Source organism: Mycobacterium colombiense CECT 3035 (assembly GCF_002105755.1).
GTDB classification, from domain to species: Bacteria; Actinomycetota; Actinomycetes; order Mycobacteriales; family Mycobacteriaceae; genus Mycobacterium; species Mycobacterium colombiense.
On sequence record NZ_CP020821.1, the window covers coordinates 1446828 to 1461279 of the forward strand.

A 14452-nucleotide genomic window follows, 5' to 3' on the forward strand; every position below is an offset into this window, starting at 1 on the left:
CACATGAAGGGGAATCCGCACCACGGCTTCCGCGTCGCCCCCGGTGACGCCGAAAGCTTGCGAAAGTCTTGCGTTTTTGCGCGGCTACCGATCCCAACAAGACGCTCGCGGTAGGCGCCCCGCCTCCGCGAAGAGCGTCACACCCCGGCCGGGACCAGCGCCGCCGACGTTCGCATCTCGTGCCGCAGCGCGGTGAAGTCGGTGATCGTCTTGGTGCTGACCGTCGCCACCGGACGGGCGTTGCGCCCGGTGGCTTCGCGCTTGGACACCATCACCACGCTGTCGATGTAGGGCTGGATGGTGGTGGCGTTCTGCACGGTCGCCACGATTACCAGCTGGAAGCCGAACTTGCGGAAGGCCTGCAGCGCCTGCTGCGCGAACTGCGGGTCGGACTTGGAGAACGCTTCGTCGAGCATCAGCTGGGCGAAAACCGGTTTGTTGTCCGCACTTTCGGGATTGGCCAGGTTGAAGCTCAGCGCACCGGCCAGGCAGAAGGCCATCAGCTTCTCCTGCTCGCCGCCCGAGTTGTCGCCGGCGTTGCTGTGGGTGCGGATCAGCTCGTCGGTGCTGACATCCCACTCGGCGCAGTCGAAGGTGAACCGGTTGCGGACGTCGAGGGCGTCGCGCGTCCAGGCCTTGTCTTCCGGCGCGGTCGATGCCAATCGGTTGCGCAGCCGCAAGATGTCGGCGTACTGATCCAGGATGGCCTGCTTGTCGCCGAGGCCGACCTCGGCGATGCGCCGCGAGATGGCCCGCACGATCTCGGTGAGTTCGGCGACGGCGGTCAGGCTGCGCGAGGTGGCGCGCAGGGTGAGGCGGGTGCCGCGGTTGAACTCGACCGCCCCCAGACCGGTGTTGACGCGTTCGATCTGTTCGCTGATCCGCCGGGCCTCCTGCTCGGCGACCCGGTGCAGGGTCAGGATGGCGTCGGGCGCCTGCTCGGTGACCAGTCGCATCATGCGCTCGTAGGCCTCGGGCAGTTCCCGCTCGTCGATGTGGCGGCACAGCGCGACGTAATCGTGCACGCGTTCGTCGAACACGTCGCTGTCGTTGGGGATCGCGTCGGGGAACGCGGTGTCGAAGGTGTTGAGGATGCGCGCGAGCTCATCGTATGAGCGCCTGCGGCTTTCGCGCAGTTGTTCGCGTTCGCGCCGGATCGCGGTGAAGACCGCGTCGCGGTGCGGTTCCGGGTTGAGCAGGTCCAGGGCAACCGGCACGTCGACGGCGTAGCGGTTCAGCAGGTCGGTCAAGGGCTCGGACACGAACGCCGGAGCGAGCCGTTCCTGCAACTCGAGCAGCTGGGTGCGGCGACCGTCGAGGTCGTCGCGGCGGGTCTGGATGGCGCCGCGGCGGGTCATCAAAGCCTGGATCTGCTCCCAGCACTCCTCGGCGCGGGCCGTGAGGGCCTCGATATCGGGATTGTCGGCGAGCAGCAGTTCGAACTGCTCGCGCAGCCGATCGGCGTGCCCGTCGGCGGTCTCGGTGTCGACGTGGGTCCACTGCTCGAATTGATCGCAGATCGCCTTGAACGCCGCGGCCCGGTCCCGCCACTGCTGACGCTCGGCGGCGATCTGGTCGGCGACGCCGCGGGCGCGGCGAAACGCCTCTTCGGCGTTGGCGAGATCCACGGTCAGCGCGTCGACCTTGGCGGCCACATCGCCCTGGTAGATGTAGTCGGCCTGCTTGAGCGGCCGGCGGTCGTCCTTGATGGCGAGACGCTCGGAGTCCTTGTAAAGGCCGGTGTCGGTGACCGCGCGCCGGAAGCGGGCGAACACATCGGGGGTGTCGACGCAGATGTGATCACCGGCTGCGGCGATGACGTCGGCTGCCTCGGCGGCGCAGGCGTGGGTCGGGTCGACCACGAACAGCTTGCCCGCCAACGTGTTCGGCTCGGCCTCGGCGACCTCCGCGCCGACGAACCGGGCGCGGACGTGATGCAGCTGCAGTCGCCCACCCATGTTGGTCTCGTTGACGAACCGCAGCACCGCCGCGTAGTGGCTGTCGGGGACGAGCAGCCGCAGGCCCACACCGCGCAGCACCTTTTCGACCGCGACGCGCCAGCGGCTCTGCTCGGGCCGCAGATCCATCAACTCGGCGATATAGGGCAGCTCACCGGGATCGATACCCACAGCGGCGCAGATGTGTTCGCGCATGGTGAGCGCGAATTCCGGAAGCGCCGAGCCGACACGCTCGACGCGTTTGAGTTCCCTGGCGGCGTCATCGCGGGCGATGCGGGCGACCTTCTGGGCGTACTCGGCATCGGTCGAGGCTTCCCGGCCGCGATCCAGTTTGGCCAACAGCTCGGTGGCCCGCGTGCTGAGTTCCTCGCGCAGATTCCAGAATTCGTCGGCGGTGTCCGGGATGTCGAGACCATGCGTGGTGAGCATCGATTCGTAGGCGGTGCGCCGGCGCGAGACCTGCTCGGCCTGCGCCTCTGCGGCGGCCACCTGCGACTGCAGCGGCCCGAGGCTGGTGCTGGATCCGCTGATCTGCGCGTGCAGCGAATCACCTTCGGCCTTGGCAAGATTGAGCTGGCGGGTGACGTCTTCGTATTCGTTGCCGAGCTGGTCGATGGTGGCGTCGAGCGATTCGATCTGCGCGGGGCACTGCGCGAGCCGGACATGATCGGTGTAGGCGCGGACCATCGGCAGGTCGACGAGGTCGATGATCCCCAGGTCGGACGACTCCGAGGCGTAGCGCTGCTGGATCTTTTCGATGTCGCCGAGGATCTTGCGTTTGCGTTGCGCGACGGCCAGCAGTTCACGGGCGTCGACCAAGGGGTCGATCTGCTTGAGCGCTTCGGGCAGCCGGCTCAGGCTGCTGGGCTCGTCGAGCATGAACTCGCGAACGAACTGCTCAAGGCCGCCAACACTTTTCAGTGATTTGGCCTTGCCGAGCAGCTGCTGCGCGGCGTCTGAGGCGCGGATGCCGATGGTGGCGTACAGCTGGGCGAGGTACTGCGATTCCACCTTGGTGGAGAACCGCCAGTCGTCCTTGAACACCGAGGCGTCGAATCGGCCCGCGGCCCAGCGGTTGCAGACGTTCTCGATGTCGCGGTCACCGTCGGCCAGCACGAACCGGCTCGAAGAGTCAGACCGAGAGTCGCCGGTGAGCCACTTGAGCACCAAGCCGGTGACGGTGCGGCCGGTGTTGCTGCGGTAGGTGACGGCGATCGCCGACCACGCGGTGCCATCGCCGCGCAGGTACATGACCTTGCTGGTGCCGGCGTCGCTGCGCTGACCCCAGGCGCCGCGGACGTATTTGTCGACGGTCCGCCTGCCCGCGCTCGATCCGGCGGCCGTGTTGTCGCCGGAGGCATTGAAGTTGCGCCGGTTGAACGGCAGGAAGCCCAGCGAAATGGCGTCCAGCAGTGAGGATTTGCCGCTGCCGGAAGCGCCGGCGATCAGCGCGCCACCCTCGCTGAACCCGATGGAGTGATAGCCGTCGAAGACACCCCAGTTGATGACCTGCAGGCGCAACAGGTGGAACTGTTCAGTCATCGTCACCCTCCTCGTCGTCGTGGCCCCGCTCGTCGGGGACGCCGCCGCGCAGCAGGATCTCGAACTGCTGCTGCAGTTCGGTGATCACCGAGGCCGTCATCACGGCGTTGATGACCGGGCTGACGGTGTAGCTGTCCTCGTCGTCGCGGGTCTTGCGCAGGATCTCCAGCGATGTCAGGCGCGCGATGGCCCCGTCGATGCGGGCGGTGAACGTGACGGCGTCGCGGTCGACGTCGTTGAGCACACCGGAGAACAGCCCGTGCATTTCGTCGCGGCTGATCACGACGGCCTGATCACCCGAGGCGCGCATCATCTGCGCCAGGTGCAACGCCAGGATCGAGTCGTAGGTGCCCAGCGGTTCACGACGCAAAAGCTTGACGCCCCGGGCGGATTCGTAGCGGGCCTGTTCGACGAACGCGACGTCAGCGCCCTCGACGATGCGAAGCAGCAGGTCCAATTCGGACAGCCTGACCGACAGTTGCGCGCGGTACTCCAGCACCCAGGTGTAGACGTCGCGATCGGCTTCGGCACTGATGTAGCGGCGCGTCAGCAGCTGTTGCAATGCCCAGCAGGCGCGGTCGGGCAGCTCGGACACGTCGCCGTCGAACCGGGGACGGCGCTGCTGCGGGACGCGGGCCGTCTGGTCGACCTGGGGGAGCGCGGAGAACCCGCTGTAGTCGACGGTCTCTTCGACGGTCACGCGGTAGCCCCCAGCAGGGTGGAAACCGGTTCGGTGAACATCAAGTGCGGCACCTCCATTTCGCGGTCCCGCCCGTCCAGGGACTGGAAGCGGACCGTCACCGACTCGGAACCCTGTGCGGATTCCGGCTGCTTGAGCGCCCAGGACCACAGCACGATGACGTGGCCGAGGTAGGCCGAATCGAGCATCGCGACCGCATCCGGGAGGGACAGTGGCGCCCCGGAACTGATTGCGGTGTTGATCATCTCCGACATCGCGGGGGCGTCGACCTGAGTGGTCAGCGAGGCGAAACTGGTCAGATCGACCTCGCCCTCGGCAACCTCGGCGGGCTTCGGGTTGGACAGGTCGCCGATCCGGAAGCTCAGCGCGCCAACCGAACTGAACGCGTGGCGGGCCAGGGGGAGTTCGATGTCCAGCCGGGAGTCGATCAGCGACGCTTTGAGCAGGTTGCGGGCGGCGCCGATCGCCTCGTTGAGCTGACGGGCCACGCCACGGCTCTGTTCGAGGGTGCCGAACGCGGTGAACCGTTTGACGCGCTGCGCGCAGCGCTGCTGGATGCGTTCCACTTCGTCGATCTGATGGCCGACCAGTTCGAAGAAACCGGCCATCACCTTGCGCAGGGCGGGGTCGAGGGCGGGGAGGGCTTCGGCGACGGCGGCGACGTCGGCTTCGAACTCGGCGCGCTGGTCGGGATCGTTGATCATGCGCAGGAAGGCGCGGTGCGAGTCGCGGCCCTGGGAATCCCAGGCGGCCTCGTAATCGGCGTACATGCGTCGCTGCCGGTCGCGGTATTCGACGTTGCTCTCGATCGGCTCGTCGAGCGCGGCGGTGGCCCGTTCGATCATGACCCCGTACTGGCCGATGTCGGTGATCAGGCGTTCCATCTGCAAGGCGATGGCGTGGGCTTCGTCGTAGGCGTCGGTGAGGTCGACGTCCTGGCTGTGCTCACCCGGACCGGCGTCGTGGTCGAGGGCATCGAGTTCGGTTTGTAGCGCGGCGATTTCGGCCGCTATGCCGGCGCGGATCCGTTCGGGGTCATTGCCGACGCGCAGCGCGACCTGCTTGAGGCGGGCCGCGATGCCGTTGATCGAGCCGCCGGTGGCGATGGTGTCCTGCCGGCGCATGCCGCGCAGGAAGTCGAGCGCCCGGCGCGCCTCCTGGGTCAGGTAACACAGGTTGCGTTCGACGCCGGAGCGCTGGTCGGCGACGCGGTGCAGCCACCCCTGGCTGGCCCAGGACTTGATCAGGGCCAGGCCGGACTGTTCGCCGGCCTGATCGAGTTCGGCGAGGTCGCGCTCGAGGCGTACGACGAGGTCGGTCTCGGGGACCACGCCGCCGCTGAGCTGGCGTTCCATCAGCGTGGCATAGAGGTTGAGGTTCAGCGTGGCCAGCAGGCGGACCGTCGGTGAGCCCTGGAGGCCACGATTGAGTTCGAGCAGGTCGGCAGGCGACAGCGTGGTGTCGTCGTCCAGCACATGCCCTCCGTCTCGTTCGATCGTGGCTCGGACGATCCAAGATATGGCACGGAGGCGACAATCGGCGCCCAGCGGCAGGGGTGTCGGGGGATGGTTTGGGGTCAGTGGGTCCCAGTGGTCCCAGGCATCGCTCGAGTCTCAGTAGTCACCGGCTCGACGATCGGATGGACGGTTGATCGGCACTGCGGGAACGGCGAGGCCTTCTCGCCTTGACGACTAGGATTCGCTCCATGACCGCACTCCTGGTTGCCAAAGCGCTATTGCTGGGCTTTCTCATTGTGGGCTGCGGCATCCTCACGGTGACGTACGTGCGCCGGCGTCGCGCCGGCGTGCAGCCGTGGAGAAACCCTTACGCCGCACCGTATCTCGACATGTATCACGGCGGACTGCCTCCGATCCCGCCGCCGCCCTCGTCGTCCTACGAGCGGCCCGCTGACGGCGAGCCTTCCTCGCGCGGCCCCGACGGGATTGCCAGTTAGCCCCAGTAGGCGAAGTTGCAGGTGGGCCGCGGTTCGCTCTTGAGGGACACGACCTTGTCGCCATCCATGATGATCGTGCAGATGAGTGCGGCGTCCCCGCCGTCGGCGGTTACCTGCGACTCCAGTTGGTCGTAGACGGGGTACTGCTTTTCCCACGGCAGCGGCGCATTGGCCTCGGTCTGTTCTGGGCCCCCGTTGATCCGGTACCGGATCGTCACCGGGCCGCTGCCACCGCTGACCTTCATCACCGCCGTCCCGACCGGCTGGCCGGTGGGCGCCGCGGACGCCGGCGTCGGTGGTGCCGACGAGGCCAACTGTGGGGTGGAACCCACACCGCTGGTCGTGTGTACCGCCTGTCCGGAGGTGCTCTTGGTGCATGCCGTCGCGGCAATCCCGGCCGCTGCGACGCTGACGATCACCGCGACGGCACACCGACTCGAGCGCATGCCCAGAGCCTACGATGAGCGGCTCCGAGCCGGGAGCAAACCATGCCGCCACATGATCCGGATCGCGCGCGCCGTCACACGCTGATGCCCTGCGTCGTCATCAATGAGGAAGAGAAGGAATTATCGGAAGGGCGCAATGATGGGTCGCTTGAATACGGTGGCGCGGATCTACCTGATCGCGGTGACAGCAGCCACGGCGATCGTCACCGCAGGGATCGGCATCTGGTGCCTGGTCGAGCCGGCGTCATTCGCCGATGCCGTCGGCTTCGAAGCGCACCGGCACTTCCTACATGACGTGGGTGCCTTCCAGCTGGGCCTCGGCGTCATCCTGCTTCTTGCGCTGATCTGGTCCGACGCGTTGGCTACGGCGCTCGCCGGATTCCTCGTGGCCAACACCGTGCACACGGTCAATCACATTGTGGACCTCGACGTGGGTGGTTCCGCCGCGCAAGTGTGGGCCCTTGGTGCGGTGTCTGTGGCGTTGGTTCTGGCGTTGGTGTTGCGGCTGCGTCAGCTCGGCTATGTGCTGGGAACCGTTGGCGCGGCGACCGATTCGGCATTGGCACCGTTCGTGCGGCAGAAGACCATCTCGCTCACCACCTTTCGTAAGAACGGCGACCCCGGCGCTAGTCCGGTCAGCATCGTGGTGGACGGCGACCGCGCCTACTTTCGCAGTTTTGAGCGAGCGGTCAAAGTGCGCCGGATCCGGCGCAATCCGAGGATCGAATTCGCGGCGGCGACGGGGTCCGGCAAACCGACGGGACCCGCGCTGTGCGGCACCGCACGCCGGTTGGATGGAGCCGAATACGCAAAAGCGGCGCGTCTGCTGCGGCAAAAGTATCCGATCCTGCACGGCGTGTTGGTGCCGCTGGCGCACCGGCTCATGCGGTCCAAATATGGCCGCACCACACACTTCGAGTTGACGCCGGCACCCGAGTTCGCCCGCTAACTGTTGCGGGGTCATGAGGTTGTTTACGGTCGCCCGGAATCAAGACCGGCATGCCGCGGCGTCGCCGGCCTGCGGGCCGGCCTCTTGCGCATAACCTTCCGTATTAGACCCTAAATGTCCCTATTTTCGGGGTTTTAGGGAACTATGCGGTAGGTTGTAGGGGTGAGCGTTGCTGTGTATTCGGCTGAACAGGTTGCCGACATTCTGGGACTGCACGTACGCACAGTGCGCGGATACGTCCGCGACGGCCGCCTGCGCGCCGTGCGGATGGGCAAGCAGTACCGGATCACCGACCGGGACTTGCGCGTTTTCACCGGCTCGGTGCCCGACGAGCCGGCCAGCAGCCCGCATGCGTACGTCTCGACTGTCGTGCACATCGACAATGTCGACCGCCTCACGATGGACCGGATCACCGCACATCTCACCGCTGCGGCGATCAGCGACTCCCGTCACCCGGCCCAGCTCAACGTCCACTCGACCTACGACGAATCTGCTTGCCGTCTCACCATTTTCGTCGTCGGCGACCCAGAGTCCACGGCAGCTGTGGTCGGATTGATTGGCGCCTTGACACGTCAGGATGAGACGTGAGCACCGGCGTCTACCGCTCCTTATCTGGGCAGGAGGCGGTCGAGCGTAGCTACCGGGATCACCTCCAGCGATGGACGGTGCCGCTGCGGCACCGCACCGTCGCCACGTGTGAGGGCGAGACCTTCGTCTTGGACTGCGGATCCGCCAATGCGCCACCGGTGGTGTTGCTGCACGGCGCGGGGAGCAACAGCGCGATCTGGCAGGCAGATGCGCCGCGCTGGTCGCAGAACCACAGGCTGTACATGGTCGATGTCATCGGCGAGCCTGGACTGAGCGCGCCCTCCCGGCCCTCCCTTGACTCTGAGGGCTATGCGCTATGGCTTGACGACGTACTCGACGAACTTGGCGTCGACGCACCTGCTCTGGTGGGGGTCTCGTTGGGTGGGTGGCTGGCTATCGATTACGCGATCCGCCGGCCCGGCCGCGTCGAACGACTGGCTCTGCTGGCCCCGGGGGTGTCGGCCGTCAACGCTACGGGGCGGTCCTGGCAGCGCTGGCCCTTATGCCGTTCGGAGAGCGCGCCACACGACTGGCCCTTCAGATTGCACTTGGACCGGGCAGCATTCCTGCCCCTGTCATCGACTACATGCTGGTGATCCAACGCAACTATCGACCGCGCCACGACACGCTGCCCGTCTTTTCCGACGAACAGCTAAAGGCCATCACCGCACCACTTTTCGTCATGTTAGGTGGACGTGACCGCATGCTTGACTCGCACGACACCGTTGCACGCTTGGTACGCCTGCAGCCCACAGCATCGATCAAGCTCGCTGACGCGGGTCATGGCCTGCTCGACGGCGGGGAGGAGCTGCGTACCTTCCTGGACCAAGGCATGTGCCTGTGAAACGGGCAGAGGACTCCTGGGCGTTCCGCGACGGACTGCGCCGCGACCTTCGGGCAGCACTGAAATCACGCCAACCTGAAACGATCTCAGCGCTACGAACAATGATCGCCGCGATCGATAACGCCGAAGCCATCCAACCAGACACAGGCTCGGCGCGACCTGCTGATGGCGTCATCGCCCACTCCTCGCCCGGAGTCGGCTCAACCGAGGCGATGCGCCGCGTGCTGCACATGACAGACATCCAAGCGATCGTGGTGAACCTTATCGCCGAGTACGACACACAGGCAGAGCACTACCACTACGTTCACCAAAGCGAAGCAGCCGAACGGCTTCGACGACAGGCCAGCATCCTGCTCGCCTACCTCGAAGCAACGGGGGCAAGGCCGGGTTCGATCCGCCGGGTGCGACCATCGTGACACCACGTCCGTCGCCCAAGACGAAGTAGCCGCATCAATTCGTGGACCTTGTCGACGTCCTGACCGAGTTCAGCCGCCCCTTCCCACCTGATGACTTCTACCTAGACGCAGTCGACACGAGTGCGATATCGCCATCAGCCGTCGCACCGTCTCGCGAATACTGCTCGACGTCGGCCTGAATCGCCGACGCTTCATCGACGCAGACGGGCAGTCCAATCGAACGCCGCGCACGGTCAACGCTCGTCACCCAGGCCACATGATCCACGTCGACGTCAAGAGAGTGGGTCGCATCCCAGACGACGGCGGTTGGCGCGTCCACGGCCGGCAGGGGAAGCTAACAGGCAAAGACCTTTACCGACTAAAGGTGACTTGCAGCGAAGTCCGCGCCCTGGCCCACCATTCCGTTGGCCGCGTACATGGTGTGCGCGATGCCGGGCGGTCCAGGAGGCGCGCCGTTGCAGACGGTGTCGTCCGGGGCGCACAGCTGGATGGTCTTGGGCGCGTAGAGGGGACCAATCGTGATCGGCGGCGCGCCGGCACCGCGCAGGAACTCATTGGACGGAGTTCCGAACAGGACCACCGCGGCAACATGATTCGCCACCGACGGCGGCATCGGCTGAGGTACGTAGGCCACAAACTCCTGCGGGATCTCCTTTGGCACGGTCGCCGAGGTGACGAATCCGGCCACGGCGGCGCCCTGGGAGTACCCGCCGAGCACTACTCGGGTGTTCGGACAATTCGACGCCGTGGACTCGATGTGCGTGCCGGCGTCCCTGATCCCATCCACGACGGTTCTGGCGAATGCGACGCCGCCGTTGAAGTCGCTACTCGCCTCGTAGTTGACCGGATAGACCCCGACCGACTTTCCACCCACCCGTGACCCGAGCGCATCGACGAACGCCTGCCCGATCCCGCCGACACCGGGCGGCTCGCCGGTGCCTCGGGCGAACACGACTTCAACGTTGGGACACGGGTCGGCGGAGGCCGGCGGGGTGGGTGCGCAGATTGTCCCCGCCCACGCCGCCATTGCCGCGGTAGCGAGGTAACAAATGGTTCGTAGCGAGCTCATGACTGCGAATGCCCAAACGCGATTGCACCGAAACGAGAAGTCCGGGGCGATTAATTCCGGCATCGGTCCCAGTCTGTATCCCCGACACGGCGTCAACTGCACTCGAGGAGAGCACCCATGACTGCTACCTATACCTTCGACGTCTTTTCCAGCCTCGACGGCTTCGGCGGCGTCAGCGGCGGCGATTGGGGCGGCTACTGGGGCAAGCAGGGCCCAGAATTGCTCGACCGCCGCCTCGCATTGTACGGCGAGAAGCAGCGAATGGTCCTGGGCGCCAACACTTACCGGTTGTTCGCACAGATGCTGGCCGTGAGCACCGAGGATTCCGACGTGCGCGACCCGTGGGTCACCCGGATGAGACACCTTCCGGCGACGGTTGTGTCGACCAGCCTGGATGGACCTCTCGAGTGGCCCGACGCGACTGTCGTGCGCGGCGACGCCGTCGACGTCGTTGGCAGGCTCAAGGAGGAGTCCGAGGTGCCGTTGCGCTCGCACGGCAGCCTGTCGATGAACCGGGCGCTGATGGCCGCCGGCCTGGTCGACCGGGTCCAGGTGACGCTTTTCCCGGTGATCACCGGTCAGACCGGCGATGACCGGATCTTCCAGGGTGCGGCCGACTTCGACCTCGAGCTGATCGAGAGCCGAACACTGGACGGCGATATCCAAGAGCTCGTGTACCGGCCCACCCTGCATCCCTGAGCCCCAGGGGCGCACGTGTCCGTACATCGACGTCGTCGACGCCCCCGGCGACGGGGGAGCGAGAAGCGGTCGGATCGAGGCCAACATTTCAGGACGATGTCAGTTGGGCAAAGGAACTGCAGCTTAGCCGTGTGCGGCGGCCGGCATCGGCCCGTTTCGCTTTAATGTCGGCAACTATGGCCCGACAGACAAGTGGCGTGAAGTGCTGGCGCACAGCGCTTCACGTAACCGTGTCGGCACTGATGGTTGCCATCCTCGGACTCGCCATCAGCCCCGCGGCCCACGCGGCCGCGGCGATGGCGACGTTGTCGGTGGCACATACGTGGCAGACCGGTTTCATCGCCAACTTCACCGTTACCAACTCGAGCATGGCGCCGCTATCGGATTGGAAGCTCGAATTCGACATGCCGCCGGGACAATCCGTCTTGCACACGTGGAATAGCACCGTCGCCCAATCCGGCACGCATTTTGTTCTCACCCCTGCGAATTGGAATCGCGTCATTGCGCCCGGTGGTTCGGCCACCGGTGGTTTCAGGGGCGTGCTGAGCGGTACCTACTCGCCACCGGCGAATTGTGTGCTCAACGGGCAATATCGGTGCGCCTAGAGGCGACCGTGCGCTAGGGCTCGACGGCGTCACGACGACCGAACACGTTGCCGGGTGACTCCGCGCGTCGCCGCCTGAGTCGAGCCATTTCGAGAAGCACCCATTCGGTCGAGGGTTGCCGGCCGCGTTCGAACCAGGGGCTCGGCTGGGTGCACTGGCTCGCCGTCAATGAGCCCGGCGTAAGTTCGTTCGAAGCCCCGGCCGGGCGAGGGGGATCAGCCGGCCGCAGCTTGACCCACAAGACGCGAGAGGAAGCTCATGAGAACGATCGCACCCCGCCACGCCACCGTCGTCGGTCTGGCCGCCGTCGCGCTCATCACCGCGGGCTGCAGCAATGGCAAGAGCGTCGAGGCGTCGGCACCGCCTCAGGCCGGGGTGAGCGCCACCTCTACGGTTAAAACCCCAGCGCCGCCCACCGAGGTGAAGATCGTCGGTGACCGCGACGTGGAGGTGACTCTGACCGGCCCCATCGCTGCCAAGTACTCGTCGGCAACGGAGGATCAGAAGAAGGCTCTCGGCAAGCCGCTGACGGGCGACCGCAACGCGGGGACACGGGACAGCGGTCTGGTATTCCAGCAGTTCCAGGGCGGCGTGATCACCGCCAGGAACGGTGACGTCGGCACGCCCGCCTACATCACGCTGGGCAAGATACGGGAGGCCTGGAATGTTCCGCGCAACCCCGACGGCACGCCTGCGATCACCGGCACTAACGGTTCGGCAGGTCCGCTCGGCTTTCCCACCAGCGACCAGAACGCCGTCGGCGATCAGCTCGTGTCGAACTTCGAGCACGGCACGATCGGGTACAACCCGCAGACCGGCCAGGTCGAGGTGACGGTCAACGGGAAGCTCGTGCCGTCCGGGCTGTAGCCCGAAAGGTATAGCCGGGTACCGGCGTTACTGGCTGGGCGAGTTGCTAGCTTTTCCAGACGACCTTGTCCGTGCCTCCGGCGTCCCGGTAGACGACGCTGTCGGGGTTCGTACCGTTGCGGACGTCGAAGTAAAGGCGCCCCGTAACCGGGCTGCCCAAGGGAAGCGGTCCCTCAGGGAGGCCGTCGGTCTGGTTGCCTTTCATCACCGCGAACGTGGAGCTGTTGACGGCCCGCGCGTTGAAGTCGGCAATGTTCGGGGTCGCGTTACCGCTCACGCCTTTCGCTGTGACGTCGGAGTACCAAATGCCGTCGTTGTGGCCGCTGGGCTGCAGGTTGCTCACCGTGTAGTCGATGGTGCCGCCATTACTGGAAATCTCGGCCATCTGGCCGAATTGCAGCACTTGCGGATCGGCGAATGCCGGGGCCGCCATGAAAAGTCCGACCGCCGCCAATGCAGCGGTTGCTGCGGTTGTTTTCGATGCAATGTGTGAGAACGCCACGTCGGGCTCCCTTCGTGATGTGCCGGCTATCCAGGAGCGGCAGCTGAATTGAGTTCTATCCAAAGCTCGGAATTTCAAACCTGACGCTTATTAATGGCGCTTGTCGGATCCTGCGCACTGGTCACTCAGGTGCTTTGGTCGCCCTCTGTAACCGCGCGAATGGAACCCATGAGAACGATCGCGTACCGCCTCCCGGCAGCACCAGGGCGGCGTGAGCACCACGGTAAACCGGAAGGTCGTCCTGCGGGGGCCGTAGCCCGGCAATACCAAGACGCCGGTCGCGCTCATCGCAGGTCAGCTTCTACGTCAAATATGTTGTAGTGCAACATATTTCGCGCACATGAACTCTGGCTTGGGAAGTGGCAGCAACGCCTATCGCACATCGCCGCTTGGGCGACCCCCATGGAGGTTCCACTGGCCGCAGTCGGGGGCCAGGACGTCGTTGACGTCCACTTCGAGTCCGCCGACCTTCGGCCCGGGATTGGACGCGGTGCTCACGATGCGCTGGTAGAGAACAGCGGCGGGGTGAACCTGGCTGCCGGACCAGGCTTTGGTTTGCCAGACCCACCGGCGGCCGGGTGTGCTCGAAGACCCGACAACGCCATCGGCCGCGGCCCACTGGCACACCCTGACGCCTCCGTAGACCCCGGTGCGCTGAACCCCAAGAACCGAGTTGATTCCGCGAAACCACGGCAGCGCGGTGTGATTCCAGGTGTCGCGATTGATGTCCTCGTCGATGGTGAAGAAAATCGGCGCACTCTGGCCGCCGCCTGCCGCGGTGTGCAAACCCCAGGCAGTACGCGCATCTGCGATGCCGCCCGCGTAGCCCCGGGTGAAGTCCGACGGTGCCGACCCACCCGGCTTACCGAATTGGTAGTTGCTGACGATCGCCAAGCCGGCGGCTGTCAGCGAGTCGGCGTAGGACCGAGTGATCGGCTTGGCGCCAAACGACGAGCCGGGACGCGACATCGAAACGTAGTTGACCACCCCGCTATAGCCGGCAGCGCGGATCTGCTGCGCCGGGATCTGGCGGGCGGCGAAGTCGATCAGCTGAGGGGGAGCGGCGGCAGCCGCCCTGGGCATGCCGCAGGCTATCGATGCGGCGCCCAGGCCGGCCAACGCGGCGGCGTAGCGCAGCGCGTCGCGCCGGGAAACCGCGCCCAGCCGCACTTCGCTGGCCGGCGGGGGCAAACTCTGCATCGCGCGATGTTAACGATGCGACTGTTGTTACCGATAGACCTGCGCCAGCCGAAACGCGGTTGCATTCCCAAATAGATACCAAGTGGTGACCGTTCGGCTATGAACTTCCCAGC

16 protein-coding genes and 1 pseudogene are annotated in these 14452 nt (G+C 65.8%); 10 read left to right on the forward strand and 7 right to left on the reverse strand.

Annotated features, from left to right (window positions below):
- Positions 1-137: 137 nt before the first annotated feature.
- From B9D87_RS06750 to B9D87_RS06760, 3 genes are read right to left on the reverse strand one after another with little or no spacing between them, the layout of a single operon-like run.
- The gene (locus B9D87_RS06750) at positions 138-3500 is read right to left on the reverse strand and encodes an ATP-binding protein (protein ID WP_007771064.1); all 3363 of its coding nucleotides are present in this window, start codon (positions 3498-3500) and stop codon (positions 138-140) included.
- On the reverse strand, positions 3493-4200 hold the full coding sequence (locus B9D87_RS06755; RefSeq protein WP_007771063.1) for a DUF4194 domain-containing protein: 708 nt from the start codon (positions 4198-4200) through the stop codon (positions 3493-3495). The genes B9D87_RS06750 and B9D87_RS06755 overlap by 8 nt, the downstream gene beginning before the upstream one ends.
- Positions 4197-5672 (reverse strand): DUF3375 domain-containing protein, encoded by a 1476-nt coding sequence (locus tag B9D87_RS06760; protein ID WP_040630307.1) that lies wholly within the window; start codon positions 5670-5672, stop codon positions 4197-4199. The genes B9D87_RS06755 and B9D87_RS06760 overlap by 4 nt, the downstream gene beginning before the upstream one ends.
- Positions 5673-5905: 233 nt before the next feature.
- Between B9D87_RS06760 and B9D87_RS06765 the strand changes: the two genes are divergently transcribed.
- Positions 5906-6154, forward strand: a complete 249-nt coding sequence (locus tag B9D87_RS06765) for a hypothetical protein (RefSeq protein WP_007771061.1) — start codon at positions 5906-5908, stop codon at positions 6152-6154.
- On the opposite strand, the gene B9D87_RS06770 is transcribed toward B9D87_RS06765, so the two are convergent.
- Complete coding sequence (locus B9D87_RS06770; protein WP_040629823.1) at positions 6151-6600, reverse strand: hypothetical protein; 450 nt, start codon at positions 6598-6600, stop codon at positions 6151-6153. The genes B9D87_RS06765 and B9D87_RS06770 overlap by 4 nt on opposite strands.
- Before the next feature lie 136 nt (positions 6601-6736).
- On the opposite strand from B9D87_RS06770, the gene B9D87_RS06775 reads away from it, so the two are divergent.
- The 6 genes and pseudogenes from B9D87_RS06775 to B9D87_RS27375 all read left to right on the forward strand — a co-directional run.
- Entirely contained in the window at positions 6737-7549 is an 813-nt protein-coding gene (locus tag B9D87_RS06775) for a PPOX class F420-dependent oxidoreductase (RefSeq protein ID WP_007771056.1), read from the forward strand.
- 162 nt (positions 7550-7711) lie between these two features.
- Entirely contained in the window at positions 7712-8137 is a 426-nt protein-coding gene (locus tag B9D87_RS06780) for a helix-turn-helix domain-containing protein (RefSeq protein WP_040629822.1), read from the forward strand.
- Positions 8134-8733: an alpha/beta fold hydrolase gene (locus B9D87_RS06785; RefSeq protein ID WP_007771054.1), complete on the forward strand. Its 600-nt coding sequence runs from the start codon at positions 8134-8136 to the stop codon at positions 8731-8733. The genes B9D87_RS06780 and B9D87_RS06785 overlap by 4 nt, the downstream gene beginning before the upstream one ends.
- The gene (locus B9D87_RS27235) at positions 8724-8981 is read left to right on the forward strand and encodes a hypothetical protein (RefSeq protein WP_007771053.1); all 258 of its coding nucleotides are present in this window, start codon (positions 8724-8726) and stop codon (positions 8979-8981) included. Before B9D87_RS06785 ends, B9D87_RS27235 begins: the two co-directional genes overlap by 10 nt.
- Complete coding sequence (locus B9D87_RS06790) at positions 8978-9397, forward strand: hypothetical protein (protein WP_202950003.1); 420 nt, start codon at positions 8978-8980, stop codon at positions 9395-9397. The genes B9D87_RS27235 and B9D87_RS06790 overlap by 4 nt, the downstream gene beginning before the upstream one ends.
- Positions 9398-9524: 127 nt before the next feature.
- Positions 9525-9722 (forward strand): annotated as a pseudogene (locus B9D87_RS27375) (IS481 family transposase); the annotation flags it as partial.
- 33 nt (positions 9723-9755) lie between these two features.
- Here B9D87_RS27375 and B9D87_RS06800 read toward each other — a convergent pair.
- Positions 9756-10466 carry a cutinase family protein gene (locus B9D87_RS06800; RefSeq protein WP_040629819.1) on the reverse strand — a complete coding sequence of 237 codons (711 nt, stop codon included), beginning with the start codon at positions 10464-10466 and terminating at the stop codon, positions 9756-9758.
- Positions 10467-10583: 117 nt separating this feature from the next.
- Here B9D87_RS06800 and B9D87_RS06805 point away from each other — a divergent pair, with 117 nt between their 5' ends.
- From B9D87_RS06805 to B9D87_RS06815, 3 genes are all read left to right on the forward strand, one after another.
- Positions 10584-11165 (forward strand): dihydrofolate reductase family protein, encoded by a 582-nt coding sequence (locus B9D87_RS06805; RefSeq protein WP_007771048.1) that lies wholly within the window; start codon positions 10584-10586, stop codon positions 11163-11165.
- Positions 11166-11341: 176 nt separating this feature from the next.
- Positions 11342-11770, forward strand: coding sequence for a cellulose-binding domain-containing protein (locus B9D87_RS06810; RefSeq protein ID WP_007771046.1), 429 nt, complete (start codon positions 11342-11344; stop codon positions 11768-11770).
- A 258-nt stretch (positions 11771-12028) separates the two neighbouring features.
- A complete protein-coding gene (locus B9D87_RS06815) occupies positions 12029-12637 on the forward strand; it encodes an LGFP repeat-containing protein (protein WP_007771044.1) in 609 nt (202 codons plus the stop codon).
- 46 nt (positions 12638-12683) lie between these two features.
- Here B9D87_RS06815 and B9D87_RS06820 read toward each other — a convergent pair whose 3' ends face one another.
- Positions 12684-13139, reverse strand: a complete 456-nt coding sequence (locus B9D87_RS06820) for an MPT63 family protein (protein ID WP_040629817.1) — start codon at positions 13137-13139, stop codon at positions 12684-12686.
- Positions 13140-13511: 372 nt separating this feature from the next.
- Positions 13512-14339 (reverse strand): DUF1906 domain-containing protein, encoded by an 828-nt coding sequence (locus B9D87_RS06825; RefSeq protein WP_007771042.1) that lies wholly within the window; start codon positions 14337-14339, stop codon positions 13512-13514.
- Positions 14340-14452: the final 113 nt, after the last annotated feature.

What these genes read in the sequence shown, in the direction of transcription:
- B9D87_RS06750 (WP_007771064.1), bottom strand. Translation starts at nt 3,500, where the DNA reads ATGACTGAACAGTTCCACCTGTTGCGCCTGCAGGTCATCAACTGGGGT.
- B9D87_RS06765 (WP_007771061.1), top strand. Translation starts at nt 5,906, where the DNA reads ATGACCGCACTCCTGGTTGCCAAAGCGCTATTGCTGGGCTTTCTCATT.
- B9D87_RS06770 (WP_040629823.1), bottom strand. Translation starts at nt 6,600, where the DNA reads ATGCGCTCGAGTCGGTGTGCCGTCGCGGTGATCGTCAGCGTCGCAGCG.
- B9D87_RS06775 (WP_007771056.1), top strand. Translation starts at nt 6,737, where the DNA reads ATGATGGGTCGCTTGAATACGGTGGCGCGGATCTACCTGATCGCGGTG.
- B9D87_RS27235 (WP_007771053.1), top strand. Translation starts at nt 8,724, where the DNA reads ATGCTGGTGATCCAACGCAACTATCGACCGCGCCACGACACGCTGCCC.
- B9D87_RS06800 (WP_040629819.1), bottom strand. Translation starts at nt 10,466, where the DNA reads ATGAGCTCGCTACGAACCATTTGTTACCTCGCTACCGCGGCAATGGCG.
- B9D87_RS06805 (WP_007771048.1), top strand. Translation starts at nt 10,584, where the DNA reads ATGACTGCTACCTATACCTTCGACGTCTTTTCCAGCCTCGACGGCTTC.
- B9D87_RS06810 (WP_007771046.1), top strand. Translation starts at nt 11,342, where the DNA reads ATGGCCCGACAGACAAGTGGCGTGAAGTGCTGGCGCACAGCGCTTCAC.
- B9D87_RS06815 (WP_007771044.1), top strand. Translation starts at nt 12,029, where the DNA reads ATGAGAACGATCGCACCCCGCCACGCCACCGTCGTCGGTCTGGCCGCC.
- B9D87_RS06825 (WP_007771042.1), bottom strand. Translation starts at nt 14,339, where the DNA reads ATGCAGAGTTTGCCCCCGCCGGCCAGCGAAGTGCGGCTGGGCGCGGTT.